Origin of the sequence: Methyloferula stellata AR4 (genome assembly GCF_000385335.1) — a bacterium.
GTDB classification, from domain to species: Bacteria; Pseudomonadota; Alphaproteobacteria; order Rhizobiales; family Beijerinckiaceae; genus Methyloferula; species Methyloferula stellata.
This window is the reverse complement of record NZ_ARWA01000001.1, coordinates 3,448,217-3,474,172: the sequence shown is the minus strand read 5'-3', so window position 1 is coordinate 3,474,172 and position 25,956 is coordinate 3,448,217. Positions and strand designations below refer to the sequence as shown.

The window sequence follows — 25,956 nt, the reverse complement described above, 5'->3', positions numbered from 1 at the left end:
TTCGCAATGCCTACCTATGTCTGCTTTAGCCTCGCCGGACAGCTTTCGGCCGAACAGAAGCACCGCATGGCGGAAGAGCTCACGGCGGCGCATAGCGAAGAAATGCACGCGCCGCGATATCTGGTTCAGGTCGTGTTTCAATCGCTTCCGGCGGGCGACTGTTTCATTGGCGGTCAACCCGCGCCATCTGGACAGATCTGGATCCGTGCCGATGTGCGGGCCGGCCGCACGGGTGAACAGAAACTGAGATTGACGCGCCGGATTGCAACGGCTGCGGCCCAAATCGCCGGCTGCACGCTTGACGATCTATGGGTCTATCTCAACGAGTTGCCGCCCGAAAATATGATCGAGTTCGGTCATGTTCTGCCGGTGCCGGGCCATGAAAATGAATGGCTGAATGGGCTTTCAAGCCCATTGCGCGAGCGGTTGACGGGGCTCGAAAAGAAAAGTCCCGCGGGCGAAGCCTGACAGCAGCGCCTCCAGCTCAGCCTTTTTGTCTCACGCGATCGTTATTTCACAACAGGGCATGCGGTAATTATTTGTATATGCAAATAAATGCCGCATGAGGGACGAAGCGATGAGCGAGGCACGATTTCCGGCGAGAAGGTCCGTTCTCAAATTGGCAGCCGCCGTCGGCGGCCTTATTGGATTGCGCGGCATGTTGAGCGCTGCCTCGGCGGTTTCGGCGGAAGAAGCCGTAGCGCCGCTTCCGGAGGCCTCGGTTCAAACCAGGATGGAAGATATCCCGCTCGGGCTCGGCGCAAAAATCACGGTCGAGCGGCGCGACATGATCGTGCTCATCGGGATCAACCGGCCCTATATCCACAACCGCCTCGACCCGGAAGCCTTCCGATCATTGGCGCAAGCCTATTATGACTACGATCACGATCCGTCTCTGCGCGCTGCGGTTCTCTTCGGGCATGGCGAACATTTTTCGCGCGGGATCGACGTAGATGCCTTTCAAGCGCTTGTCGCCGCCGATAAGCCGCGCGTCGATGGCGACGGCGTGATCGATCCGCTGGCCAAGCGCAGGCCCAATCTCTCGAAACCGCTCATCGCCGCCGTTCATGGCGACTGTTGGAATATGGCGCATGAGCTCTTTCTTGTCGCAGATACAAGGATCGCCGCGGCGAATACCGACTTCGGCCAGGACGAGACCTCGCACGGGCGTTTTCCCGGCGGCGGTTCGACCGTTCGCTTCGTCCGCGAGGCGGGATGGGGCAATGCGATGCGCTATATTTTGACCGGCGACCATTGGACGGCACAGGAAGCCTTGCGCATGGGGACCGTGCAGGAGGTCGCCGCCACGCCGGAACTGGCGTTTGCGCACGCGATCGCCTTGGCAAACAAGATCGCGAGCTGCGGCCCGCTCGGCATCAAGGCGAGTCTGGTTTCGGCGCATCTTGCGATCGACATGGCGGAGGCTGATGCGCTTTACAGGCTGAGTGCGCAATATGGCGCGCTTTACCGGACCGAAGATTTTAACGAGGGCCGAAGGGCGGAAGCCGAACATCGCGTCCCGGTTTTTCACGGGCGATAAAGACGCCTTACTCGGCCGCGCGCTGTAGGGCCGGTTTCACTTGGCGCCGCGCCTTGTTTAAGAAATTCGATCATGCTCTTGTCATGCTAAAAGGGAGAATGGAAGAGCGGCGTTTTCGGCATGGTCGCGCGTCGATCATGCCAGAGGCCACTTAAAGACGCATTGATTCATTTTTTTCAGGCTGCTGCCAGAATTCTCCACCGGATGCGAGAATTGGCCGATCGACCGCGTTGGCAGGAGATCGCGCGACAATAATTTTGAGAGGAAAATGCCATGACGAAATCCATTTTAGCAGTCATCGCTTTGCCAGCACTTGCCCTGATCGGATCGGTTGCCGTCTCGGCGCCGAACACGGTCTTGGCGCAGAATGCCGTCGCCGTCGCGGTTCCATCGAGGGGCGGAGCGGTTGACGGGACGACCGAAAACTCCGACGCCTTCATCTGGCGGCTGTTCACCGAATTTGCAGGACCGGCGACCCGGTCGCAACCGTCGCCCGTCATATTCGAGACCTGGGCCTCGGATGGGGATACGTTTTCGAATACGCCGCATTGGCCAAGCTCAGATGAGCCGCAGAAACTGCATGCGAGTGTACTTGAGTTCATGAAGTCGGCGTCTGCGAGCGCGCTCGGATCCGCGGAGCGCGCGCATACAAGCCCTATCGATGCGCAATGCAAGCCGCCCGGGAACGCCGCTTCTGGCGGGTTTCCGATGAGCGGCACGCCGACCCCCTGCATCGCAGAGGAGACGAAGCGAAATCGTCCGCAATTTGATTATATCGTAAACAACCATCTGAACAATCAAGCGGGCCTGGCTGCTGCCTTCGCGAACGCGTTCAAAGTCGAAATGCCGCTAGAAGCCATAGCGGTCAAAGGCGACTGGGTTCCCGTTCGGATGCTGCTGAAATGGATTCCGCAACTGGGCGATGTCGGTAAAATCGAAAAGCTTTATTATACGACCACCATCACGAACGACTTCGACGTCGTTGAATATGCGCTTGTCGCACTTCATGTCAGCAGCCGACAGAATGCGAACTGGGTCTGGGGAACCTATGAGCATCAACTGAATCCGGGCCGCTGTGACGATATCGGTTGTTTCGACAGCTTCGGCGCTGCGATTCCGGCGGTTTTACCGAACAAGAGCACGGTCAACACGCAATATGGTCCCTGTCCTAAAACCGAGCCGCTAAAAGCAATGATGGCCAAGGCAAATCTTTCGTCCGTCTGGGACAATTACTGCCTGAAAACGACCGAGGTGGATTACACCGCAGCTGATGGGACGCCATACGCGCTTGGCAATTCGGTTATAGAGCGGATCGTCGGCAATGGGACTGTCGCGGCTTCATCCTGCATCTCATGCCACGCCTACGCCTCGTTCGGAGCAAATGGGCGGCCAACTGCGAGCGCGACGGCGATGCTGCCCTATAATCCGACAGGTAATCCAATTCCCGGCGTGCTTGCCGGGTCGTTGCAGTTCGACTTTATGTGGGGTGTATTGCTGGCGCCGGGAGATGCCTCACTCGGCCGCCAGCCTTAGATTCTCGCGCACGTTTGCGCGCAGTGAGTCGATCGGCTCATATTTGCCGTCGCGTTTGCAATGCCAGAAGGTCCAGCCATTGCAGGCGGGCAGGCCCTGCGCCAACGCGCCCACTTTATGGATCGAGCCGATGATGGCGCCGAGCGCCAGTGTGCCGTCGGCACGCACAAGGGCGCTGTGGCGATGCTTGACATCGACCAGGGTTTCGCCGGCGCGGATGAGGCCTGCTTCGACCAGCGCCGAAAAGGCGATGCGAGGCTCGGATCTTTTGCTCGGTGCCGCGGCCAAAACGTCCGCGGGCAGAGGTTCGGCCAAGGCGATGCGCGCGCGGGCCGCCTTGGCATAGGCTTCGTCGCGTTCGATGCCGACAAAGGTCCGCCCGAGTTTTTTGGCGACCGCGCCCGTCGTGCCGGAGCCGAAGAAAGGATCGAGCACGACATCGCCAGGGTTCGAGGCGCTGAGCATCACGCGCTGCAAAAGCGCTTCGGGCTTTTGCGTCGGATGAGTCTTGCGGCCCGAAGCTTCTTTCAGGCGCTCGGCGCCGGTGCAGATTGGCAGGAACCAGTCGGAGCGCACCTGGCAATCGTCATTGCCGGCTTTCAGCGTCTCATAATTGAACGTGTAATTTTTGGCTTCCGCGCTTTTCGAGGCCCAGATCATCGTTTCGTGTGCATTGGTAAAACGGCGGCCGCGGAAATTCGGCATCGGATTGGCTTTGTGCCAGACGATATCGTTCAAGATCCAGAAGCCGAGGTCCTGGAGAATCGTGCCGACGCGAAAGATGTTATGATATGACCCGATGACGAAGATCGTCGCGTTTTTCTTCATCACGCGGCGGGTGGCCTGGAGCCATGCGCGGGTAAAATCGTCGTAATGCGAAAAGCTCGCGAACTTGTCCCAGTCGTCATCGACCGCATCGACGAGGCTTTGATCCGGCCGCGACAAGGCGCCTTCGAGCTGGAGATTGTAAGGCGGATCGGCGAAGACGAGGTCGATGCATTCGTCTGGGAGCTGATCGAGCTTCGCCAGGCAATCGCCGACGAGAATCTCATTTTGCGGAAGCGCGTGACGCGCGCGCGCCCCGCGAAGCGGTAAAGAGAGGAGCGCCGCCGAAGTCTCAGGACGCGTGACCTTTAACTGAGACTTCGAGCCGGCCGCTCCGGCGCGCGCATTACGCATAAACAACACACCGGTTACGCAACTGACAAAGTCACATTGCCGAAGCCGGGTAAAAGCGGGTTTAAGGTGCTTAAATCAGCATGTGTCTTTTTCGAACGTCTTGATTAAAAATTTCTATTTTCGATCAAGACGTCCGCGCGCGACAGCTTCCGTTAACGATACGTAGTCCTACGTCAGTACCGGATCACGAAGGGCGAAAAGCTCATGCGATGGAACGGCGATGGCCCATGCAGCTCGATCGCGGCGCGATGCGCCTTCGTCGCATATCCGAAATGCTGGCTGAAACCATATTGCGGGTGATGCTGGCAGAGACGCCGCATCGTCCGGTCGCGCGTGACCTTGGCGACGATGGAAGCTGCGGCGATCGAGAGCGACGAGCCGTCGCCGCCGATGATCGTTTCGCCTGCGCAGAGGAGGCTTTCGGGCAGGTCATTGCCGTCGACCAGAACGTAAGTGGGCGAGACGGAAAGCGCGGCAAGCGCCCGGCGCATGGCGCAAAGCGTCGCCTGGCGGATATTGATGCGATCGATTTCGGCGGCGCTCGAAAAGGCGACGGCGACCGCGATCGCGCGGCGCATGATCTCCTCGAAGAGCTGTTCGCGCACATAGGGCGGCAGAAGCTTGGAGTCGTTTAGACCCTTCGGCAGGTTGCGCGGGTCGAGCACGACCGCAGCCGCGGCAACCGGCCCTGCAAGAGGTCCACGTCCGGCTTCGTCAATGCCGGCAATCGGCCACAGGCCCTTCGCCGCGAGCGATTTTTCGCGTCTGAAATGGGGTTTGGGCTGGGGATTGAGGGTCGGCATAGCCAAATGCAGCAAAAACCAGCGGCGTTTTGATGTTTTTGGCTGGACCTGCCAAAAAGCCACGAAATGAGCTTAATAAGATTCGCGGATTTGACAGAGGGTCGCAAGCAAAGCTTTTGGGAAAACCAATCAAAATGTGGTTTTCCACTGCCAGATGACGCGGTGTGGGCGACCCGGATACGGAGACTGTGATGGGCGAAGAAGAAAAAGTCGTGACGGCTGAGCCGGTGGCCGGCGAGAAAACCGCAGGGCAGGCGGTGATGATTTCCCCGGCCAGCGAGCCCGACCAACTGGACAAGGCGGATAGCGAGCGTAATGCCGTCTTCGTCAAACTCGTCCGGGAAGACGGCGATATTATCGGGCTTGTCGCCTATTCGATCTATAAGCAAAACAAAGTCGACTGGCTGAATGCGTTTCAAAAGGCCCTGGGCCGCGGCCCGACCGACGCCGAGCTCAATTCTTATATTATCGGCGAGAGCACGCCGCGCCGCTTAGGCATTTACCGGCATCTTGCCGGCGCCACGCTCTCCGGCAATGGCCCCGACGCCGTTTCCGAGACCGCATGGCTCAGCAATTCGATCGCTGCGCGGCAAGGTGACCAGCGCAAACACGGCTGGGGCTGGATTCTCTCCTCGGTCCTGTCTTATGCGATCCTCGCCGCGGCGATTTTGATCGGCGTCTGGCTCGTCGCCCGCTACGGCCTGCCGGCGACGCGGTCCTAAATCCTCCCCGGGATCACGCTCCGGCTAAAACAGGCTCAATTGTTCCGCCCCGCGTTGCGGCGGAACAAAGAGGTCCGTGCGCAGCTTTTTCTTATTGCGGGTGAGGCCCAGCTTTTCCGAGGCTGCCTCGAACCGCCGGCCGATCATCCAGGCATAGGGCCCGGAGCCGGTCATGCGCTTGCCCCAGGTCGAATCATAGATCTTGCCGTCGCGCACGGAGCGGACGAGCGACAGGACATGGCGCAATTTGCCGGGGTAATGCGCAAGCAGCCATTCGCGGAAGAGATCGTGGAGTTCGAGCGGCAGGCGCAGCATCACATAGCCCGCCTCCGTGGCGCCCATCGCCTTGGCTCTCGTCAGGATCGTCTCGATCTCGGCATCGTTGATGGCTGGAATGATCGGCGCGACGAGCACCGCCGTCGGGATGCCCGCTTCCGATAATTGCTTGAGCGCGTCGAGGCGCTTTTCGGGCGCCGCCGCGCGCGGTTCCATCTTGCGTGCAAGCAAGGGGTCGAGCGTCGTCACCGACAGCGCGACTTTGACGAGACCCTGTTTGGCCATAGGCGCGAGCAGATCGAGATCGCGCAAAATCAGCGCCGACTTGGTGACGATCGCGACCGGGTGTTTGGTCCGATGCAGGACCTCCAAAACCCCGCGCATCACCCTTTGTTCGCGCTCGATCGGCTGATAGGGATCGGTATTGGTGCCGATCGCGATCACCTTCGGTTGATAGCGCGGGGCCGATAATTCGCGTTCGAGCAGGTTCGCGGCGCTAGCCTTGCTGAAGAGCTTGGTTTCGAAATCGAGGCCGGGCGAGAGCCCCATATAGGCATGGGTCGGCCGTGCGAAACAATAAATGCAGCCATGTTCACAGCCACGATAGGGATTGATCGAACGGTCGAAGGAAATATCGGGCGAGTCGTTTCGCGTGATGATATGGCGCGGACGCTCGATCGTGATTTCGGTCTTGAGCGGCGGCAGTTCCTCCGTAAGGTCCCAGCCGTCGTCTTCCGGCTGGCGCGACAAAGGCTCGAATCGGCCGCTTGCATTGCTGAGCGCGCCACGCCCGCGCCGCCGCGAATCGGCGCGCATTTCGCGCTCGGCCGCCGCCTGTTCGGCCGATACCGGCCCAGTGCTCCGGCTTGCCGCTTGAACTTGACTGGATGCCATGATCAATCCTTTCCAGCCCTTCAAAAGGACCGGTAACATAACGGGACAGATATAGAACAAAATAGGAACTGTCAAATTTAAACCTGTGGAAAACGGGAATTACTTGTCACGATCAAGCTCGGTTTGGTGAGTCGGCAATGGCCTCAGCAATTGTTTTTCTCAGCGGAAAAGACGCTGAAGGCGGGCGGCAGGACCCGGCTTTGGCCTTCACCCGCAGCCTAGGCGCTCTCGTGCCCGCCGCAGTGGCTGGGCTCATCCGAGACGTGACGATCGCGGGATTGCCGCGGCAGGGGCTCGGCACCATCGCAGATCACGCCGGCTGCGGCTTTGTCGAGGCGGATGCGCCGGATGATTGGCTGCGCGAGGCCCTGGCCTTGGCCAAAGGGCCAGATTGTCTGCTTGTGCGGGCGGGTTTCGTGCCGGGCCTGGGCTTCATCGAAGAGCTGCGCGATTTGGAACATCGTCCAAACGCGCGGGGAGTCTTCCGCGCTGAGCCGGCCGCTTGGCACCAGCGGCTTGCGCCGAGGCTGGCACCCGTCGCCGCGGCCATAGCGCCTCTGGATCTATGGCGTGCGCAGGAGCGCACTGATTTTCAGCGCATGGCGCGCGGCCTCAACGGCCGCACGCTGCGCACCAGAATGCACCGGGTCGGCTGAGCCTATTCGCTCGCCCGCGAAAACGTATTGCAGGAATCGATCTGGCCGGACTTCAACCCGGTTTCCAGCCATTGCTGTCGTTGCGCTGCCGAACCATGGGTGAAGGAATCAGGCACCGCATAGCCTTGCGAGGCCTTTTCCAGCCGGTCGTCGCCGATCGCCTGCGCGGTTGCGATCGCCTTCTCGACATCGCCCGCCTGCAGGACATGATATTTGGCGTTGGCATTATTGGCCCAGACGCCTGCGAGGCAATCGGCCATGAGCTCGGTGCGCACCGAAAGCGCATTCGCCTGCGTCTTGCTGCCGGAGCGGGCTTCCGCCGCCTGAACCTTTGACAGAATCCCGAGCTGATCTTGAATGTGATGGCCGATCTCATGCGCGATCACATAGGCATAGGCGAAATCGCCGCCGCCGCCATATTTGGTCTTCATGTCGCGGAAGAAGGATGTGTCGAGATAGACCCTTTGATCCTTCGGACAATAGAAGGGACCCATCGCGGCTCTGGCGCCGCCGCAGGCCGAATCCGTCGCACCGTTGAAGAGCACGAGCTTCGGCGGCACATATTTGATGCCCTTTTGCGCCGGCAGCACATCCGACCAGACATCTTCGGTCTGCGCCAGAATGGCGGCGACGAATTGGCCGATCTGATCGCTCGGCGCGCCGGTCGTGCGCGACGGGTGCGTGCTCTGGCCGGGTTGAATCTGGCTCTGCTGCACCGACCCCTGGCGCGCATTGTTCAGCATTTCGGCGCCGCCGATCAGCAGTCTCGGATCGATGCCGAGCGCCCAGCCGATCAGGCCCAAGACCACGATGGCGCCAAGGCCGAGATGGCCCGTGCCGATCCCGGTGCCGCCGAAGCCGCCGCCGCCGTCGCCCGCATATTGTTCGTTGCGCCGGTCCTCGACATTGTCCGAGCGGCGATAGTCTTCCCATTCCATGGCGGGCTCCGGGCAAGAGCGGGATGAGGAAAAGTGTGAGCGGTTTTCCGCTCGCATCCCGCTCTAAGTTATTAGAATCGATCACGTTCATGATTTTTGATTGATTCAATCAAAAATCATCGTGATCTAAGGTGCTGGAGCCTTTCATTATAATATCGAAGCGCTTTTGTCGCCTCCGGCGCGAGGTGCCGGACGAGCACCGTCAGCCGAGCCTTTTTCTTGAATGGGTCTTCTCAGCGCTTCCAAGTCAGCACGGAAGAAGCGACGTAATTCCATAGCGAGCCGACCACGGCGCCGACGGTACCGGCTATCCACCATTCTCCGCCACCGGCCAGGATCATCGAGCCGACCTGGACATTGGCGGCACCGCCAAGGCTGCAGGAGAGGTAGAAGGTCAAAAGGCCCTGTATCAGAGCTAAGCCATGCAGGCGGCGGTCGCGATAGGTGAAGAGATTGTTGAGCAGGAAATTGAACGTCATCGCGCAGCAGACGGCGATCGTCTGGGCGGCCCAGAACGGCAATGAGCTCGCGATCATGAGGATCGCGAGTATGGCCAGATTGACGACCAGCCCCAACGCGCCGACGCCGAGAAACATCATCAGCCGTAACGGAACATATTTTCCGATCGTCTTGTCGGCGAGCAGCAGGGCATATTCGAAGGCGATCGCCGCATCGAGCTTGCTCTGGCCCGCGAGTCGAGGCCGGAATTGATAGGGCTCCTCGCAGACCTTGAGGGGCTTCGGCGCGGAAGCGACGATATCGAGCATGATCTTATAGCCGAGGCTCGAAAGATTTGGCAGCGACGCCAAGAAAGCATCGCGGCGAATGGCGAAGAAGCCGCTCATCGGATCGCTGAGCCGCACTTTGAGAAGGGTGGACGCGAGATGCGTCGCGAAACGGCTCATCCGGAGTCGCGCGTGCTCCCAACCATTGGTAGTGCCGCCCTCGGCATAGCGCGTGCCGACAGCGATGTCGGCGCCATCGTCGGTAACGGCTTTGAGCAGCCGCGGAAGAACGCGTTCGTCATGTTGAAGATCGGCATCGATCACCGCGAGCACAGGAGCCACGCTTGCGAGCATGCCTTCGACCACGGCCGTCGAAAGGCCACGGCGGCCGACGCGCCGGATCATCCGCACGCGTGGATCAATGAGGGCGATTGCGGTGAGGACCGAGACGGTGTCATCGGTCGATCCGTCATCGACGAAGATCGCTTCCCAAGCGATGCCTTGCAGCGCGACCGCAAGCCGCTCGACCAGCGGTCCGACATTCTCGCCCTCGTTGAAGGTCGGCACAATGACCGCAAGTTGCAGCGATTGCGGTGCAAGGGCGACGAATTGGGCGGGAGCAAGGGCAAGCAAGGAGGAACTCCACGGAATGGAGCCACTCTATGGACGAGCCCTTGACGGAGAATTAATCAGAACCTGTGTTTTTGGGACATCAACTGCAAAAGCAGGGCGAGCAGTTTTTGGAATAAAACACGCGTTTAAACAAAAGGATAGCCATCGATTTCAGTGGGCCATCCCCGGCCGCGGCAGCAGGTCCTTGCGCGCGTAGAGCACTTGCTGGCGCCCGGCGACTGCGTCGGGCAGCGTCGCAATGCGTTGGTAGCCGCTCGCGAGAGCTGCATCGAGCATGGCCGCGGTGACGCGATTGCGCGGTTGGACAAGCGGCTTGTCGGCGACGAAGATCGCTGAAGGCCGCGCCGCCAGCAAATCCGCCATGGCCTCAGTGGCATGTGTCGCATCCGCTTCGGCCGCCTCGTTGAGATGCCCCGGGAACACATAGCGCGTCGGCAGACATGAACGGGTGAGCAGATAGACGATGGGCGGCCCGTCGTTCAGATAGATGCAGCCGCGCGCCGCATAGGGGCGTGCCGCCTCGACCATGGCCGAAACGCTCCGTTCGTCGCTTTGCTTCGAACCGGTCGGGGGAAACCCTGTCGCTTGGATACAGACGTAAGCGAAAAATGCGATCGCAGCTGGACCCGCGACCGATGTTTCCAGCAGCGGCGCGCAGACGATCGTCGCCGGCACAAGCAGCGGCAGCGCATAATGGAAATAATAGCCGCCGACCGAGAAAAAATCGGCGATGGCGAAGATCGTCCAGAGCAGCAGGAAAAAGATGGGTGCGCCGGTCGCTCGATGGCGCATCAACAGGGGCAAAGAAAACACCATCACCAGCAGAAGCGGCGCGAGCCGCACGGCGCTATCTTTCAGAAAGACGAGATCCGAAAATCCGGCCGGTTCGTGCTTCAGAAAGATGGAGGTAAAATTGGCTTGCACGAACGCTTGACCATGCCCCATCGCGGCATAGACGCCTGCGGCCAGCACAGTCGGCGTAAGCGCGGCAGCTATCCAAATCCCCGCCTGAGATGCGATGCGCGTGAAGGAAGCGCCACTGCGTCTGACGAGCACGATGAGCCAGAGGCCGAAGGCGCAGCCATCGATGGCGGCAGTATATTTCACCTGAATGGCAAGCCCCGCCCATAACATGCTGCACAAGGCATGTTTGCGTAAGCCGCCAGCATCGGGGGCCTCGTCGGCGCGCAGAACTTCCAGCGCGCCGAGCGCCAAAAACAGATTGTAGAAGACCGCCGATTGGCCGCCGTCGCCGCGCAGCACCGGCAGATAAAGCAGATAGGCTATGCCGGCCAGCCAGGCGCCGCGCAGAGTGGCAAAGCGCCGCGCGATCAGAACGATGACGAATGCCGTCATGGTCGCAAAGAGCGTTGCGCCGACTTGATAGGCGACGATCCCGTCCGGGCTCAGAGGCCGCAAGGCGGCATAGATCAGAAACAGAAGAATGGGCTTCCGATCCCAAATATCGACATAGGGCAAAGCCCCATGCCACATGCGATCGGCAACGAGCAGATAAAACTGTTCATCCGTTTCGATGGCCGGATCGCCGAAGAGACCGGCGCGCGTGGCAAGCGCGACCGCCAGCAAGCTCAGGACGATCCACACCGTCGCATGCGACGTGCGGTCGATCGAGCTTTTCAGGGGCGCGGAAGAGGTTGCCATCTATTCGGCATGGTCTTTTTGTGGCGCAAGCAGATCCTTGCGCGCGTAGAGACCCTGCCGATGTCCTGGAATGACATCCGGCACGGTCGCGACGCGTCGATAGCCGCGCGCGATGGCGTCGTCCAGCATAGCGCCTGTTGGCGTCTGCGGAGCAGGCGGCCTGTCCACGACGAAAATGGCCGAAGGCCGCGATGCAATGAGATCCGCCATGGAGCTGATGGCATGTGTCGCCCCCGCTTCGGAAGGTTCTGCGAGATGCGCCGGAAAAGGATAGCGCGTCGGCAGGCAGGATTGCGTCAGCGTATAGACGATCACGGGCCCGTCATGCATGTAGATGCAGCCCTGCGCCGCATAGGGGCGTGCGGCTTCGACCATAGCCGCGACGCCTTGCTCGTGCGCTTGCCGCGTGGTGGTTGAAAAGAAATTCATGGCAAGCAGTGCGGCCCATCCAAAGAGCGCCATGCCCGCGACGCCGCCGACGGGGGTTCCGAGCAGCGGTGCGCATAGAACCATCATCGGCAAGGTCATAGGCAGAGCGTAATGATCGAAATAATTGCCGATCGCGAAGAAGTCGGCGATGGCGAAGATCGTCCAGAGCAGCAAGAAAGCGAGCGGCGCGCCCGCCGCCCGGCGGCGGATCAACAAAGGCAGCGAAAAGGCCGCGACGAAGAGGAGGGGCGCGAGTTTCATTCCGCTCAGCCACAGCACGTCGGCGGCCGGAAAATCCGCCGGCTGGTGCCGTTGGAAGGCCGAGAGAAAATTGGCCTCCACGAACGCTTGACCATGCCCCATCGCGGCATAGACGCCTGCGGCCAGCAAAGTCGGCGCGAGCGCGGCCATAATCCAAATCCCGGCCTGAGCCGCGATGCTTGCATGGGAGGCGCCATTGCGTCGCATGAGCACGATGAGCCAGAGGCCGAAGGCGCAACCGTCGATCGCGGCAGTATATTTCACCTGAATGGCGAGCCCCGCCCATACCATGCTGTACAAGGCGTGCCTGCGGAAGCCCGCGGCATCGAGCGGTTCATCCGCGCGCAAAACCTCTAGCGCGCCGAGCGCCAAAAACAGATTGTAGAAGACCGCCGATTGGCCGCCATCGCCGCGCAGCACAGGCAGATAAAGCAGATAGGCTATGCCCGCGAGCCAGGCGCCGCGCAGATTGGCGAAGCGCCACGCGATCAAAACCATGACGAAGGCCGTCATGGTCGCAAAGAGCGCCGCGCCGATTTGATAGGCGACGATCCCGTCCGGGCTCAGGGGCCGCAAGGCGGCATAGATCAGAAACAGCAGGATGGGCTTTCGATCCCAAATATCGACATAGGGCAAAGCCCCGTGCCACATGCGATCGGCGACGAGCAGATAGAAATCTTCGTCGTAATAGAGAAACGGCTCGCCGAAATGGCCGGCGCGCGTCACCAGGGCGACCGCCAGCAGCGTCAAGACGATGCAGAGGTTGAGATAGGCCTTGCGATCCAAGCCATATTTCGGCGCGACCGAAATGCTTGCCATGATGAGCCCAGAAAAGCGGATCATCGCAGTCTAACGGATCGGGGTTAATCGGCTGTAACGCCGGTCCCGCGCCGTCAGCCGAGCTTGGCCAGCTCTTTCGCGATCATCCGCAGATCCTGCCAGGCGAGCTTTTTGTCGGCTGGCGTGCGCAGAAGATAGGCCGGATGCAGCATGGCCATGGCCGGGATCGTGCGGCCGGGGGCGACCTCATAGCTCATCCATTTGCCGCGCGCGCGTTTGATGCCTTCGGTGACATTGAGCAGCGTCTGAGCCGATGGCAGACCGACACAGACGAGGATTTTTGGATCGGCAAGTTCGATCTGCCGGTGCGTGAAGGGCAGGCAGGCCGCCGTCTCGACGGGCGTCGGCGTGCGATTGCCGGGCGGCCGCCAAGGCACGACATTGGCGATATAGACCTTGGTGCGGTCGAGCCCGATCGATGCCAGCATCTTGTCGAGCAATTGCCCGGCACGCCCGACGAAAGGCCGCCCGATCCGGTCTTCGTCGGCGCCCGGCGCCTCGCCGACAAACATGATATCGGCTTGCGGATTGCCGTCCGAAAAGACGAGCTGCGTCGCGGTGTTTTTGAGCGCGCAGCCTTGGAAGGCATCGAGCCGCGCGCGGAGCTCCTCGAGCGTTTGCGCGGAAGCGGCGGCTTCCCGAGCCGATTGCGCGAGCGCGTCCGCGGAGGCGGCCTCGGGTTTGAGGGCCTGGGTGTCCGCGCGCGTCCGCGACAGGGTTCTGGGAGCGGACATGCCGGCTGTCGCCGCGTCGCGGTTCAAGCTTCTCGCAGTGGGTGCATCCGATGCCGATGCGGCCGCTGGGCTGGGCTTGCCCGCCAGCGCTTCCGCGAAGCGGTCATGCGGCGCCTCGTCGACGGCCATATCGACGCCCATGTCCGCATACCAGCGCAACAGGCTCGCAAGCGCTTCGGGGGTGATTGTGTCGGAGGAGGACATGGCGCCACATTATCTGCGTTCAGGCCTCAATGGAAGCAACCCCTCATCCTGAGGAGGCCCAAAGGGCCGTCTCGAAGGACGAGGGCTTGCGGAGTGCCTTTGCCCATCCTTCGAGACGCCGCCTGCGGCGGCTCCTCAGGATGAGGGTAGGATTTGGGGGGCTACGTAGGGGAGGACTTAGAAGGCCATTGCACGTTTGCCACTGCAAGTTCGATATTGGGGCCTATGCGACTTAACGGATATCTGACGTAACGACGTAGGTGTGGCATGGCTTGGTCCATCAGTCATCAACAGCTGAAAGAGCCAGAGCTGCTTGACGAGTTCTTCTTGATCATCGGCAAGGCTCTATATATGGCAAGCGCCTTCGAGGAGAAGTGCAAGTATGTCCTCGGCGTCGTGAAGTTGACAGAATATTTCAAGGAAGGTGGGAACCTGTCAGCGACGGAGACGCTTGCCAAGGTTCTAAAGGCCAAGTTCCTCGGCGCAACTATTGTGGATATGAAGGTGTTTCCAGATTTCAGCGCACAAGAAATTGCACTTCTTGTGCGCGCTAAGGATGCCAGAAATTTCATCGCTCACGAGAACGCAAACATCGGGAGACCTTTATCTAGCATCTCGGCTAGGCACATTCATGAACAATTGGCGCGCGTCCGAAGCGAAGTAGAGGCCCTCGTCGCTGGCGATAATTTTATTTCGGCCTGGGTTTTTGGAATCCAAGAAAAGGAGCCGACGCCGCGATGGATTCAAGAGGCTTATCCAGGGTGGGTTCAGCAATGGATATTTGGCCCCGTTGATAACAGCTAATGCAGCTGCCCATGGCTAGGCTGCCGTGCAAAAATCAAGACTTATGTGCCAACCGAAACATGCTGATTTGCCTCGCCATTTCCGTTACAAAATTCTGGTGCGAGCGTTCGTTCCCGGCTGTATTCACCTGATACTATCACACCTTCCCCATTCATCTCACGGCGAACATGATCGGCGAGACGGATCGCTTTAGTCAATGACGAGCCTTCGGCTCGCCGCCGGAGGCGGTTGCGAAGCAATCAATTGACTAAAGCCATCCGCTCGCCATGCTCGCCGCCAAGAGATGATTGGCGGGGTATAAAGAATGCTGATCGTGCCCTCTCCCAGTGGGAGAGGGTGCCGCCGGAGGCGGCGGGTGAGGGGTTACGATCTTAGACGTTTGGGATTGTAACCCCTCATCCGCCTCGCATTCGCTCGGCACCTTCTCCCACAGGGAGAAGGAGACGCTCCACCCATTTGCGCTTCATGCTTGTTGAATGCCTCGCTTTGCCAGCGCCTCGACATGGCGCTTCAGCTCTGGTGGGATGCGGACATTCTCCTTGCGGATTGCTTCGGAGTGTAGCTCCTCGCAATGAGGGCCATTGATTGAGCCCGCCTCTACGCCGCCGACAGGCGTTTCGCCGTGTCGGCGATCTGCGCCACTTGCATGCGCAGCGCGAATGTCTCCGGCTCGGGTGGCGTTTCGGGCTCGGCCAAATCGGCTTCGCCGCAGATGAATTCGACGCCGAGGCTTTGCACGCGGCACCAGCGGATTCGCGCGGCCCAGACTTCGCCGATCGACGGGATGAAGACCATGATCTTGCCCGATAAAGCCGGGACCGGCCTATAGGCGATGAGTTTCGCGCCGTCGGGCGTGAGGTCCGCGATGCGGCAGAGCAAAGCCGGATGCCCGTCGGCGTAGACGCGCGCTTCGACGATGCATTTTTGTCTTTCGGCCTTGCGTCTGCTTGTGATCGTCGAACCCATATAGGCACCCCCTGCGGGGACCAATAAGCGGGCGAGTCTTAAGGAACGTTTGCCGGATGAGCGACCTTCCCTGTGAGGCGCGGAAAAGGAAAAACATCCGTCCATTCAGAGTTAAAAATATCTGAGACAATACAGATGCAGAAATCGAACGCCCGGCAATAAATCCGGGCGCGACGAGGCGAATGCCGGCGCGCTTTAAATGCGGGCGGCGTTTCGCCAGCGTATCATGCGATCTGTCTCACCCCTTGATGAAGGCGAGCAGATCCGCGTTGACTTGATCCTGGAGCGTGATCGGCAATCCGTGCGGGGCGCCAGGATAGACCTTCAACACCGCGCCTTTGACGATCTTGGCCGACATCGCGCCCGCGGCGGCGATCGGCACGATCTGATCGTCGTCGCCATGGATGACGAGGGTCGGCTTGTCGATCTTCTTCAAGTCCTCGGTATAATCGACTTCCGAAAATTCCTTGATGCAATCGAGCTGGCCCTTGAGGCCGCCGAGCATGCCTTGCAGCCAGAAGGATTGGCGAATGCCCTCGGAGATTTTGGCGCCGGGCCGGTTGTAGCCGAAGAAGGGCAGGCTGAGGTCTATGTAGAATTGCGAGCGATTGTCGAACGTGCCTTTGCGGATGCCATCGAAGACCTCGATCGGCAGGCCGCCGGGATTGGCGGCCGTTTTCAGCATCAAGGGCGGCACTGAGGATACGAGCACGGCCTTGGCGACGCGGCTCGTACCGTGGCGGCCGATGAAATGCGCGACTTCGCCGCCGCCGGTCGAATGGCCGACCAGGACAATGTCCTTGAGGTCGAGCGCTTCGACGACCGCCAAAAGATCGTCGGTATAGGTGTCCATATGATTGCCGTCCCAGGTCTGGTCCGAGCGGCCATGGCTGCGGCGGTCATGCGCGACGACGCGGTAGCCGTGCTGGCCGAGAAACACCATTTGCGCGTCCCAGGCATCGGCCGAAAGCGGCCAGCCATGGCAAAACAGGATCGGCTGGCCCTGGCCCCAATCCTTGTAGAAAATTTTGGTGCCGTCCTTGGTGGTGACAAATGCCATGTCGTTCTCCTTCCATACGCCTTTTGCCATCCGCTTTTTGCAATCCGCAGCTTGAAGCACCTGGCAGCTGTCCGGTTGCGCTTCGGGCTTCGCTTAAATCCTGGCGCGCGAAGCGTGGCTGTCCATGGGCTTTTGCAGGTTAATTCTTGGAAACCTCGATTTTTCAACCGGGCGGCGCGGCGTCGCTGCCTGTCTCTTGGCTGGAGATGCACAAATTCTGACAAATGCGGTCAATCGCACGTCATGCGACTTTCTTTTTATGGTTCAGGCCTCGGGAAGCGATTAAGACACAAGGCCTCAACGGGAGCTTGTGATGGCCGAGACGCGTCCGCATCTGCCTGCGCGCGAAAGCATGGATTTCGATGTCGTGATCGTCGGCGCAGGCCCGGCGGGCCTTGCCGCCGCGATCCGCCTGAAGCAGCTTTCGCCCGACATCAGCATTGTCGTCGTCGAAAAGGGCTCCGAGCTCGGTGCCCATATTCTGTCCGGCGCGGTGATCGATCCGGTCGGCCTCGATCGGCTCCTGCCGGATTGGCGCGACGACAAGGCCTGCCCGTTGAAGACAAAGGTCGCGGACGACCGTTTTTATCTTCTGGGCGCCACCTGGAGTTTCCGGCTGCCCAATGCCGTGCTGCCGAAACTGATGGGCAACCATGGCAATTTCATCGGTTCGCTCGGCGATCTCGTGCGCTGGCTCGGCGCCCGCGCCGAAGCGCTAGGCGTCGATATTTATCCGGGCTTCGCGGCGGTCGAAGTGCTTTACGGCGATGATGGCGAGGTGCGCGGCATCGCGACGGGCGACATGGGAATCGCGCGGGACGGGCATCTCAAGGATTCCTTCGTGCGCGGCATGGAGCTTCGCGGCAAATATACGCTTTTCGCAGAGGGCGCGCGCGGCTCGCTGACGAAGCAGCTCATCGCGACATTCGGGCTCGACGAGGGCCACGAGCCGCAGAAATTCGGCATCGGACTGAAGGAGCTTTGGCAGGTCGAGCCGGCGCGGCACAAGCCTGGCCTCGTGCAGCATTCCTTCGGCTGGCCGCTCGATGGCGAGACGGGCGGCGGCTCGTTTCTCTATCATTTCGGCGAGGGGCTCGTCTCGGTCGGCTTCGTCGTGCATTTGAATTACAAGAACCCGACGCTCTCGCCTTTCGACGAGTTCCAGCGCTTCAAGACGCATCCTCTGATCGCACCGACCTTCGAAGGCGGGACGCGGCTTTCCTATGGCGCGCGTGCGATCACCGAAGGCGGTTATCAATCCGTGCCAACTTTAAGTTTTCCAGGCGGCGTTTTGATCGGCTGCGCTGCGGGCTTCGTCAATGTGCCGCGCATCAAGGGATCGCATAATGCGATCCTCTCCGGCATGCTCGCGGCCGAGCATGTGACCGACGCCTTGAAGGCCGGCCGCGCCAACGACAAGATCGCCACTTATGAAGAGGCGTGGCGGGCATCCGACATCGGCCGCGACCTGTTCAAGGTGCGCAATGCCAAGCCGCTTTGGTCGAAATTCGGCACCTATGCCGGTATCGCGCTCGGCGGGCTCGACATGTGGACGAACCAGCTTTTCGGCTTTTCCCTCTTCGGCACGCTCAAGCATGACGGAGCCGATTACGAGTCCTTGACGCCGCTTTCGGCCGCGCATGCTCTGACCTATGGCAAGCCCGATGGTGTCCGCAGCTTCGACAAGCTGTCATCGGTTTTCATTTCGAACACCAATCATGAGGAGGACCAGCCGGTCCATCTGCATCTGATGGATCCCTCCATTCCGATCGAGATGAACCTGCCGAATTACGGCGAGCCGGCGCGGCTCTATTGCCCGGCGGGCGTCTATGAAGTGCTCTACGGCAACGAGGCCGCGAAGGCCGATCCGCGCTTCGTCATCAATGCGCAAAACTGCGTCCATTGCAAAAGCTGCGATATCAAGGACCCGGCGCAAAACATCGTATGGCTGCCGCCGGAAGGCGGCGGCGGGCCCAACTATCGCGGGATGTAGCGATCTAAAGCCCTCGCACTTCGAGACGGCTGCTGCCCTCGCCCTTCGAGGCTCGCCATAGCCCGTCGCTTGCGACGGGCGTCGCTTCGCAACGCCCTATGGCTCGCACCTCAGGGTGAGGGCTAAGAGGTTCGCTCTATCAAAGCCCTCATGCTGAGGAGCGCTCCTTTAGGAGCGCGTCTCGAAGCGCGAGGGCGAGTGAGCCATTCACCGCGGTGCCGCTGCCCGCGCGAGCCGGTCGTTGATCGCCTCGCCGAGCCCGTGATGCGGGATGGGTGCGACGGCGATGACGGGCTTTCCCGCTGCATCGAGCTTATGCAGATAATCGAACAGATGCGCGGCGGCCTCGATGAGATCGCCGCGCGGCGAAAGGTCGAGCACATCCGGGCTTGACGCGAAGGTGCCGCCGAAATCGAGGCCGCTTTCATCTTCGGCCCGCGCAGCAGCGTTGAGACGCAATTGCGCGCGAGGCGCATAATGCGAGGCCAGCATGCCCGGCGCGGCCGGCGTCGCCGATGACGCGGCCTCTTTCAAGGGCCGTCCCAAGACGGCTTCGATATTTTCCCGTGCGATTCCGCCCGGCCGCAGCAGACGCGGTGTGTCGTCGAGGCAAGCAACGATGGTCGATTCGAGGCCGACAAGGGTCGGTCCGCCATCGAGGATCATGTCGATTGCGCCATTCAAATCCGTGAAAACATGGGCCGCCGTCACGGGGCTGATATGGCCCGATCGATTGGCGGAGGGCGCGGCGAGCGGGCGCCCCACGGCCGCGATCAGCGCTTGCGCAACGGGATGATCGGGAACGCGCAGTGCAACGCTGTCAAGGCCCGCGCGCGCGAGGCCGCAGACCGTGGCGCTTCCGGCCAAAGGCAAAACCAGAGTGAGAGGCCCAGGCCAGAACGCTTTGGCAAGCGCCTCCGCCTCTGTTGAAAACAGCCCTTGTTGCCGCGCGGCCTCAAGGTTTGCGACATGCGCGATCAGCGGATTGAAGGAAGGCCTGCCTTTCGCCGCATAGATGCGTGCAACGGCTTCGGCAGAGGTTGCATCCGCACCCAGGCCATAGACGGTCTCTGTCGGAAAGGCGACGGTACCGCCGCTCAGCAAAATCCGCGCAGCCTCGGCAAGCGCGGTCTTTCTGTTCTGATCGTCGAGCGTGATGACTAAAGTCATGGACTGAAAACGTGCCTCGATGGACGCAGGTCGTCGCGCCGCTATAAGCTGTTCTAGCGTTGAACGAGGTAGAAGGGGAGAGCGGATCGATGATCTATCACGCGCCGGTCGCGGAAATCCTCTTCGCCATGTTGCATGAGGCGGGCCTCGATCGCGGTATCGAAGACGGGCTTTACGCCGATCTCGCCGATGGTTTCGCCGAAGCGACGCTGACCGAGGCCGGACGTCTCGCCGAACATCTGCTTTTGCCGCTCGATCGCATCGGCGACCGGGAGGGCGCGAGGCTTATAGGCGGCCAGGTCCGCACGCCGGAGGGTTGGCCGGCCGCCTATGCGCAATGGGCGCAAGCGGGTTGGAACAGGGTCAGCGGCCCGCTCGAACATGGCGGCTTCGGCCTGCCCATTCTGCTCAACGCGGCCTGTATCGAGATCTGGACCGCCGCCAATATGGCTTTCGGTCTTTGTCCCTTGCTGACGATCGGCGCGATCGAAGCGCTCCGGGTTCATGGCTCGCCGGAGTTGCAGGCGCTTTATCTGCCGAGGCTCGTCGCAGGCACCTGGACCGCGACGATGAATCTGACCGAGCCGCAGGCGGGCTCCGACCTTTCAGGTCTCAAAACCCGCGCGGTGCCCGAGGCCGATGGCAGCTATCGAATCTTCGGCTCCAAGATCTTCATCACCTTCGGCGATCACGATATGGCTGAAAATATCGTGCATCTCGTCCTGGCGCGTCTGCCCGATGCGCCGGAGGGCACGCGCGGTATTTCGCTGTTTCTCGTGCCGAAATTTTTGGCTGACGCCGATGGATCGCTCGGCGCGCGAAATGATCTGCGCTGCATCTCGCTCGAACATAAGCTCGGCATCCATGGTTCGCCGACCTGTGCCATGGTGTTCGGCGAAAAAGAAGGCGCGCGCGGCTGGCTGATCGGCGAGCCGCATAGAGGCCTCGCCTGCATGTTTACGATGATGAACAATGCGCGGCTGAATGTTGGCATGCAGGGCGTTGCGATCGCCGAGCGCGCGACGCAACTGGCGCTTTATCACGCGCGCGAACGCAGGCAGGGCCGCGCGCCCGGCGAAAAGTCGGATGCGATGAGCGAGATCATCCGGCATCCGGATGTGCAGCGCATGCTGATGACCATGAAGGCTTTGGTTCTGGCGGCGCGCGCCATCTGCCTCATGACGGCGGACTCGATCGACCGGTCGCAGCGCGAGCCAGATGTGGAGAAACGCAAAAAGGCCTCCGAGCGCGCCGGCCTGCTGACGCCGCTCGCGAAAGCTTTTTCAACCGACATAGGCAATGAGGTGGCCTCGCTCGGTGTGCAGGTTCATGGCGGCATGGGCTACATCGAAGACATGGGCGCGGCTCAATTGATGCGCGATGTCAGAATTGCCGCCATCTACGAAGGCACCAATGGCATTCAGGCAATGGACCTCGTTTTGCGCAAATTGCCGCTTTCGGGCGGTGAGGCCATGCGCGCCGAATTGGCCGATATGCGGGAGATCATCGCCGCCTTGGAGAGCATCAACGCGGAGGCTTTCGGCGCAATGCCGATTCGGCTTGGCGAAGCGGTCGCGTCTTTGGAACGGGCCGTGGATTTCATGCGCGCCAATCTCGAAACACGGCCGAAAGACATACTCGCCGGCGCTTCGCCTTTTCTGCGGCTGTTCGGCTTGGCACGGGGCGGCACGGCGCTCGCGCGCGGGGCTCTTTCCGCGCATCGCTTGATGAGCAGGGGAGCGAGCGATCCATTGCTCGCCGCGCGCATCGCCTTGGCGCGATTCTTCGCTGAAAATATTGCGACCGGCGCGTCCGGCCTTGAGCGAAATATCACCGAAGGCGCCGGCTCGGTCCATGCCGCGGCCGATGCCTTTGCACTGTGAAAGTTGTAAGAGTGAAAGAGCCGGGACGGTCGAAAGCGAGATTCTTCTCAGCCGGCCTTGCGGGCATTGAGGTTGAGAATCCGGTCGACACGATGCTGTGGCGTTTCGCGGCCGCGGCGGGTGCCGTGGTTGACGAGGGTCGTCGCCTTGAGAAGCGTCTTGCGCAAGCTTTCGCTGGCCCTGGCGCAAATATCGGCCAAGTTCTGATCGACTTCGCCATTGGCCTTATACATGCGCCTTATTGCCGCGACCGCGCCGACAGCCTTCTGATCGAGCTCGTCGACGACCGTTTCAAAACTTGTGCGAAATTCGGCATCGAGGTCGGTATAGGCTTCAAGGGCCAGATGCCGCTCTGGTAAGGATGATGCCGAAAAATAATCGGCGTAGCTGACCGGATGCCAGGCTAGAATATCTTGAATAAGGTCGGGCATCACCGGAAGCTGCTCGATGAGCATGACGATCTCATTGAAAAGGTTGAGATAGTCATTGGCTAACCCGGAGGCGGGATTGACCAGGGCTGACGCGCGCTCCGAGGTCATTTGCGGTACACGATAAGGGTCAGATTCTCTCGCCACGGCTGACATCTCGTCCAATTCCTTACGTCCTACTTTGTCATATGCAAATAAATAATCTGTTTCGATCAATTCCACGGATGCAGAATAATCGACGAATTAGAGACAAAGCAGGCCCGACTTATTGTCATGTGTGGACGCTTCGCCATTACCTCGACACCCCAGGCCGTCAGGCTGTTCTTCGGCTATACTGATCAGCCCAATTTTCCTCCCCGCTATAACATCGCGCCCTCCCAACCGGTTCCAATCATTCGTCATGAACGAAACATTTCAGGCGCGATGGAGAGGCGTTTCGTTTTGGCACGCTGGGGTTTTCTGCCGGGTTTTGTGAAGGACCCGAAAGGCTTTCCGCTGATTTTCAACGCCCGCAGCGAGACGCTTCTGCAAAAGGCGAGTTTCAAGAACGCGGTCAAACGGCGACGCTGTCTTTTCTTCGCGGATGTCTTCTACGAATGGCGGCCGGGCCATAAGACAATTCCGCCGCAGCCTTTTCTCATACGCCGGCAGGATCGAACGCTCATGGCCTTCGCCGGTCTCTGGGAGACATGGATGGGCCCAAACGGCGAGGAGCTGGACACGGCCTGCATCGTCACGACCGCGGCCAATGGCGCGACCGCTGCGATCCATCCGCGCCTGCCGGCGGTGCTTGAGCAAAAGAGTTTCGATCTCTGGCTCGACAATGAAACGGAGCGGGTGGACGACGCGCTGCGTCTTCTACGTCCGCCTGAAAACGACGTGCTCGAATTTTTCGAGATCGGCCCGGGCGTCAATAAGGTGGCAAACGACACGCCGGATATTCAAGAGCCGGCTGCGCCGAGCGCTACGCCCGCTCCCGCGAAGCCGCAAAAGCGCGACGTGCCGGAGCAGGGGAGCTTGTTCTAGGCGGCCGAAATCACTGCCTGGAATTGATGCCCATGTTGCAAGTTGGTCTCAAACATGAGGCGCGTCCTTCTCCCTGTGGGAGAAGGTGCCGAGCGAATGCGAGGCGGATGAGGGGTTGCAATTTCCAAATTGAGGGTGCGTAACCCCTCACCCGCCGCCTCCGGCGGCACCCTCTCCCATTGGGAGAGGGTTCGCACACATCGATTTTCGAAACGAAATAATTTGATCCGACTCTGGAAGCTCACGCATATTGCGCGATGCCGTGCCCGAAGGACCAATTCTCCTTCGCGACTTCGACGAGATTGATGAGAATATCCTCAGGCCGCACGCCAGGGTTTTTCACGAGCAATTCCGCGATGCGCGCATAAAGCGCTTTCTTCTGATCGAGCGTGCGCGTATTATTGGCCGTGATCTGAATCATGATCAAATCGGATGTGCGCGAAATATCGAGATAGGTCGGACTGAAAACGAAATCCGATTCCTCATGCTCGGTCAGGGTCATGAAGCGGTCTTCCTCCGGCACGTTGAAGGCCTCGCGCATGGCTTGATAGATATTGTTCAAAATGGCATGCCGGTATTCCGGCGGCTTACCCTTCAAAATGGATACGCGGACCAAAGGCATATTGGGCTCCTGGTTTGTCTAACGGAGGTGTCTTGCAAGCGCGGTTTAAAGCACCTTGCCGGGGTTGAGAATCCCTTTCGGGTCGAGCGTCTTTTTCAAGACCCGCATCAGATCCAAGGCGACCGGGTCCTTCACCGAAGGCAGAAGATCGCGCTTCAATTGGCCGATGCCATGCTCGGCCGAAATCGAGCCGCGATGCGCCGTTACGACCGCATGGACGATGGCATTGATCTCGGCCCATCGCGCCAGAAAAGCCGCTTTGTCGGCGCCTTCCGGCTGCGAGACATTGCAATGAATATTGCCGTCGCCGAGATGGCCGAAGGGCACGAGCCGCGCGCCGGGCATGGCCGCCGTCACGGCGCTGTCGACCTCTTTCAAGAAGGTGGGAACCGCTGAGATCGGCAGCGATACGTCATGTTTGATCGAACCGCCTTCGCGCTTCTGCACGTCGGGGATCAGTTCGCGCAGGCGCCAGAAATCCTGGCGCTGGTCGAGCGTGGCGGCCACCGCGGCATTTTCGATCGTGCCTTGCGCGCTCGCGGCCTCGAGCAGGGCAAGCATCGACTCGCTCAAGCCATGCGCATTCGGCGAAGTGAGTTCCAAAAGCACGTACCAGGCATGGCCATCCTGCAAAGGCGGCCGAACGCTTTCGCCGTGACGCAGCACGAAATCGAAGGCGCGGGCTGAGATCAGTTCGAAAGTGGTGAGTGCCGGGCCGGCCATGGCGCGGGTGAGGCTCAGAAGATCGAGCGCCGCCTCGGGGCTGGCCAAGCCGACGAAGGCCGTTTCGATCGCGCGCGGCTTCGGAAAGAGTTTGAGCACCGCGGCGGTGATGATGCCGAGCGTGCCTTCCGATCCCATGAAAAGATGTTTCAGATCGTAGCCCGTATTGTCCTTGCGGAGCTTCGAGAGGTCGGACAGGATGCGCCCATCGGCGAGCACGACTTCGAGGCCGAGCACAAGATCGCGCGCCGAACCATAGGCGATCACCGCCGTGCCGCCGGCATTTGTCGCAAGATTGCCGCCGATCGTGCAGGAGCCTTCAGCCGCGAGCGACAGCGGGAAAAAGCGGTCGGCGCGATCCGCCTCTGCCTGCACATTGGCGAGGATCATGCCGGCTTCGACAATCATCGTGTTGGAGGCCAGATCGAGCTCGCGCAACCTGTTGAGGCGCGTCAGCGACAGCACGATCTCATGGCCGCTTGTGTCGGGCGTCTGGCCGCCGACAAGCCCGGTATTGCCGCCTTGCGGCACGAGGCTTGTCCCGGTCTCATTGCAAAGCGCGACAATGGCGGCGACCTCTTGCGTCGAAGCGGGCCGTACCACGCAAAGCGCGCGGCCTCTATAAAGCTCGCGCGGCTCGCAGAGATAGGGCGCCATGTCTGCGTCACGCGTTAGCACATGGGCCTCGCCGGCGATGGCGGCAAAGCGCTGGAGAAGGTCGGGTGCGAGGCTGAGCGCTGTTTGGGCCATTTCGATTTGCTAACTCATGGTGGGCTTAAGCTTAGATTACGATGAGGTGACACGGCGCTTCGTTCCGTCAAACCCCTGCTTCATCGACCCGCTCACAGGCGGGTCGAGGATTGCCGTCTCTTACGTGTTAATTGGATTTCTTTTTCCACAGGAATAACAGCAAGTCGGTAGTCGCGCTTTGTAGGGTTTCTGTTGGGTGGTCGCGGCAATAATTCGTTATCCAGCCGAGTGCACCGGCCATGTCGAGGTCTTTCGTCAGCGTGTTCGCGCCAATATTGAAGCGATTGAAGGCGCTTAAATAACCCGCCAACCAATCAGAATAACCTTCTTCAGCAAAAGGTTTATGAGTCCTGTCGGATATATACTGTCCGCACGAGACCATTCCTAATCCATAGACGGTGAAAGCCTCCGGGATGTCTTTTGCCAACGCGACGCCTGCATTGAGCCCAATGGTGAAAAAGGTAATGCATACATTAGTCTGAAACTTAGCAGCCACGCTCAT

General features: G+C 60.3%; 25 protein-coding genes. 9 read left to right on the top strand and 16 right to left on the bottom strand.

What is annotated here, in order from left to right:
* Positions 1-6 precede the first annotated feature (6 nt).
* Both A3OQ_RS0117135 and A3OQ_RS0117130 read left to right on the top strand, forming a co-directional pair.
* Positions 7-468: a tautomerase family protein gene (locus A3OQ_RS0117135; protein ID WP_020176655.1), complete on the top strand. Its 462-nt coding sequence runs from the start codon at positions 7-9 to the stop codon at positions 466-468.
* Positions 469-658: 190 nt separating this feature from the next.
* Positions 659-1,540, top strand: a complete 882-nt coding sequence (locus tag A3OQ_RS0117130) for an enoyl-CoA hydratase-related protein (RefSeq protein WP_244427175.1) — start codon at positions 659-661, stop codon at positions 1,538-1,540.
* Between the two features lie 176 nt (positions 1,541-1,716).
* Here A3OQ_RS0117130 and A3OQ_RS24520 read toward each other — a convergent pair whose 3' ends face one another.
* On the bottom strand, positions 1,717-2,259 hold the full coding sequence (locus A3OQ_RS24520) for a hypothetical protein (RefSeq protein ID WP_152428503.1): 543 nt from the start codon (positions 2,257-2,259) through the stop codon (positions 1,717-1,719).
* On the opposite strand from A3OQ_RS24520, the gene A3OQ_RS23735 reads away from it, so the two are divergent.
* Positions 2,249-3,073 (top strand): hypothetical protein, encoded by an 825-nt coding sequence (locus A3OQ_RS23735; RefSeq protein ID WP_152428502.1) that lies wholly within the window; start codon positions 2,249-2,251, stop codon positions 3,071-3,073. The two genes, A3OQ_RS24520 and A3OQ_RS23735, sit on opposite strands and share 11 nt — an antisense overlap.
* On the opposite strand, the gene A3OQ_RS0117115 is transcribed toward A3OQ_RS23735, so the two are convergent.
* Positions 3,053-4,252: a site-specific DNA-methyltransferase gene (locus A3OQ_RS0117115; RefSeq protein ID WP_020176651.1), complete on the bottom strand. Its 1,200-nt coding sequence runs from the start codon at positions 4,250-4,252 to the stop codon at positions 3,053-3,055. The genes A3OQ_RS23735 and A3OQ_RS0117115 overlap by 21 nt on opposite strands.
* 173 nt (positions 4,253-4,425) lie before the next feature.
* Positions 4,426-5,055 carry a ribonuclease HII gene (locus A3OQ_RS0117110; protein ID WP_020176650.1) on the bottom strand — a complete coding sequence of 210 codons (630 nt, stop codon included), beginning with the start codon at positions 5,053-5,055 and terminating at the stop codon, positions 4,426-4,428.
* Positions 5,056-5,246: 191 nt separating this feature from the next.
* Here A3OQ_RS0117110 and A3OQ_RS0117105 point away from each other — a divergent pair, with 191 nt between their 5' ends.
* Positions 5,247-5,777 carry a hypothetical protein gene (locus A3OQ_RS0117105; protein ID WP_020176649.1) on the top strand — a complete coding sequence of 177 codons (531 nt, stop codon included), beginning with the start codon at positions 5,247-5,249 and terminating at the stop codon, positions 5,775-5,777.
* A gap of 24 nt (positions 5,778-5,801) precedes the next feature.
* Here A3OQ_RS0117105 and A3OQ_RS0117100 read toward each other — a convergent pair whose 3' ends face one another.
* Positions 5,802-6,947, bottom strand: a complete 1,146-nt coding sequence (locus A3OQ_RS0117100) for a PA0069 family radical SAM protein (RefSeq protein WP_020176648.1) — start codon at positions 6,945-6,947, stop codon at positions 5,802-5,804.
* Positions 6,948-7,084: 137 nt separating this feature from the next.
* Between A3OQ_RS0117100 and A3OQ_RS22840 the strand changes: the two genes are divergently transcribed.
* Entirely contained in the window at positions 7,085-7,603 is a 519-nt protein-coding gene (locus A3OQ_RS22840; protein ID WP_020176647.1) for a hypothetical protein, read from the top strand.
* 2 nt (positions 7,604-7,605) lie between these two features.
* Here the strand turns inward: A3OQ_RS22840 and ypfJ are convergent, their stop codons facing one another.
* From ypfJ to A3OQ_RS0117070, 5 genes are all read right to left on the bottom strand, one after another.
* Positions 7,606-8,541, bottom strand: a complete 936-nt coding sequence (gene ypfJ, locus A3OQ_RS0117090; RefSeq protein WP_020176646.1) for a KPN_02809 family neutral zinc metallopeptidase — start codon at positions 8,539-8,541, stop codon at positions 7,606-7,608.
* Positions 8,542-8,774: 233 nt separating this feature from the next.
* Positions 8,775-9,899, bottom strand: coding sequence for a glycosyltransferase (locus tag A3OQ_RS0117085; RefSeq protein WP_020176645.1), 1,125 nt, complete (start codon positions 9,897-9,899; stop codon positions 8,775-8,777).
* Positions 9,900-10,049: 150 nt separating this feature from the next.
* The gene (locus A3OQ_RS22835) at positions 10,050-11,561 is read right to left on the bottom strand and encodes an ArnT family glycosyltransferase (protein WP_020176644.1); all 1,512 of its coding nucleotides are present in this window, start codon (positions 11,559-11,561) and stop codon (positions 10,050-10,052) included.
* Positions 11,562-13,070 carry a hypothetical protein gene (locus A3OQ_RS22830; protein WP_152428501.1) on the bottom strand — a complete coding sequence of 503 codons (1,509 nt, stop codon included), beginning with the start codon at positions 13,068-13,070 and terminating at the stop codon, positions 11,562-11,564.
* 74 nt (positions 13,071-13,144) lie between these two features.
* Positions 13,145-14,029, bottom strand: a complete 885-nt coding sequence (locus A3OQ_RS0117070) for a uracil-DNA glycosylase (RefSeq protein WP_020176642.1) — start codon at positions 14,027-14,029, stop codon at positions 13,145-13,147.
* A gap of 267 nt (positions 14,030-14,296) precedes the next feature.
* On the opposite strand from A3OQ_RS0117070, the gene A3OQ_RS0117065 reads away from it, so the two are divergent.
* Positions 14,297-14,833, top strand: a complete 537-nt coding sequence (locus A3OQ_RS0117065) for a hypothetical protein (protein WP_020176641.1) — start codon at positions 14,297-14,299, stop codon at positions 14,831-14,833.
* A gap of 597 nt (positions 14,834-15,430) precedes the next feature.
* On the opposite strand, the gene A3OQ_RS0117055 is transcribed toward A3OQ_RS0117065, so the two are convergent.
* Both A3OQ_RS0117055 and A3OQ_RS0117050 read right to left on the bottom strand, forming a co-directional pair.
* Positions 15,431-15,799, bottom strand: a complete 369-nt coding sequence (locus A3OQ_RS0117055) for a PilZ domain-containing protein (protein ID WP_020176639.1) — start codon at positions 15,797-15,799, stop codon at positions 15,431-15,433.
* 238 nt (positions 15,800-16,037) lie between these two features.
* Complete coding sequence (locus tag A3OQ_RS0117050; protein ID WP_026595950.1) at positions 16,038-16,859, bottom strand: alpha/beta fold hydrolase; 822 nt, start codon at positions 16,857-16,859, stop codon at positions 16,038-16,040.
* 313 nt (positions 16,860-17,172) lie between these two features.
* Between A3OQ_RS0117050 and A3OQ_RS0117045 the strand changes: the two genes are divergently transcribed.
* Positions 17,173-18,852 carry an electron transfer flavoprotein-ubiquinone oxidoreductase gene (locus tag A3OQ_RS0117045; protein WP_020176636.1) on the top strand — a complete coding sequence of 560 codons (1,680 nt, stop codon included), beginning with the start codon at positions 17,173-17,175 and terminating at the stop codon, positions 18,850-18,852.
* A gap of 207 nt (positions 18,853-19,059) precedes the next feature.
* Here the strand turns inward: A3OQ_RS0117045 and A3OQ_RS0117040 are convergent, their stop codons facing one another.
* Positions 19,060-20,022 carry an L-threonylcarbamoyladenylate synthase gene (locus A3OQ_RS0117040; protein WP_020176635.1) on the bottom strand — a complete coding sequence of 321 codons (963 nt, stop codon included), beginning with the start codon at positions 20,020-20,022 and terminating at the stop codon, positions 19,060-19,062.
* 89 nt (positions 20,023-20,111) lie between these two features.
* On the opposite strand from A3OQ_RS0117040, the gene A3OQ_RS0117035 reads away from it, so the two are divergent.
* On the top strand, positions 20,112-21,905 hold the full coding sequence (locus A3OQ_RS0117035) for an acyl-CoA dehydrogenase family protein (RefSeq protein ID WP_020176634.1): 1,794 nt from the start codon (positions 20,112-20,114) through the stop codon (positions 21,903-21,905).
* A gap of 47 nt (positions 21,906-21,952) precedes the next feature.
* On the opposite strand, the gene A3OQ_RS22825 is transcribed toward A3OQ_RS0117035, so the two are convergent.
* The gene (locus A3OQ_RS22825; RefSeq protein ID WP_152428500.1) at positions 21,953-22,480 is read right to left on the bottom strand and encodes a hypothetical protein; all 528 of its coding nucleotides are present in this window, start codon (positions 22,478-22,480) and stop codon (positions 21,953-21,955) included.
* A 126-nt stretch (positions 22,481-22,606) separates the two neighbouring features.
* On the opposite strand from A3OQ_RS22825, the gene A3OQ_RS0117025 reads away from it, so the two are divergent.
* On the top strand, positions 22,607-23,359 hold the full coding sequence (locus A3OQ_RS0117025) for an SOS response-associated peptidase (protein ID WP_026595948.1): 753 nt from the start codon (positions 22,607-22,609) through the stop codon (positions 23,357-23,359).
* A gap of 241 nt (positions 23,360-23,600) precedes the next feature.
* Here the strand turns inward: A3OQ_RS0117025 and A3OQ_RS0117020 are convergent, their stop codons facing one another.
* The 3 genes from A3OQ_RS0117020 to A3OQ_RS0117010 form a co-directional block, all read right to left on the bottom strand.
* Complete coding sequence (locus A3OQ_RS0117020) at positions 23,601-23,981, bottom strand: tautomerase family protein (protein ID WP_020176631.1); 381 nt, start codon at positions 23,979-23,981, stop codon at positions 23,601-23,603.
* A gap of 45 nt (positions 23,982-24,026) precedes the next feature.
* Positions 24,027-25,454 (bottom strand): FAD-binding oxidoreductase, encoded by a 1,428-nt coding sequence (locus tag A3OQ_RS0117015; RefSeq protein ID WP_020176630.1) that lies wholly within the window; start codon positions 25,452-25,454, stop codon positions 24,027-24,029.
* Between the two features lie 127 nt (positions 25,455-25,581).
* The gene (locus tag A3OQ_RS0117010; RefSeq protein ID WP_152428499.1) at positions 25,582-25,950 is read right to left on the bottom strand and encodes a hypothetical protein; all 369 of its coding nucleotides are present in this window, start codon (positions 25,948-25,950) and stop codon (positions 25,582-25,584) included.
* Positions 25,951-25,956 lie beyond the last annotated feature (6 nt).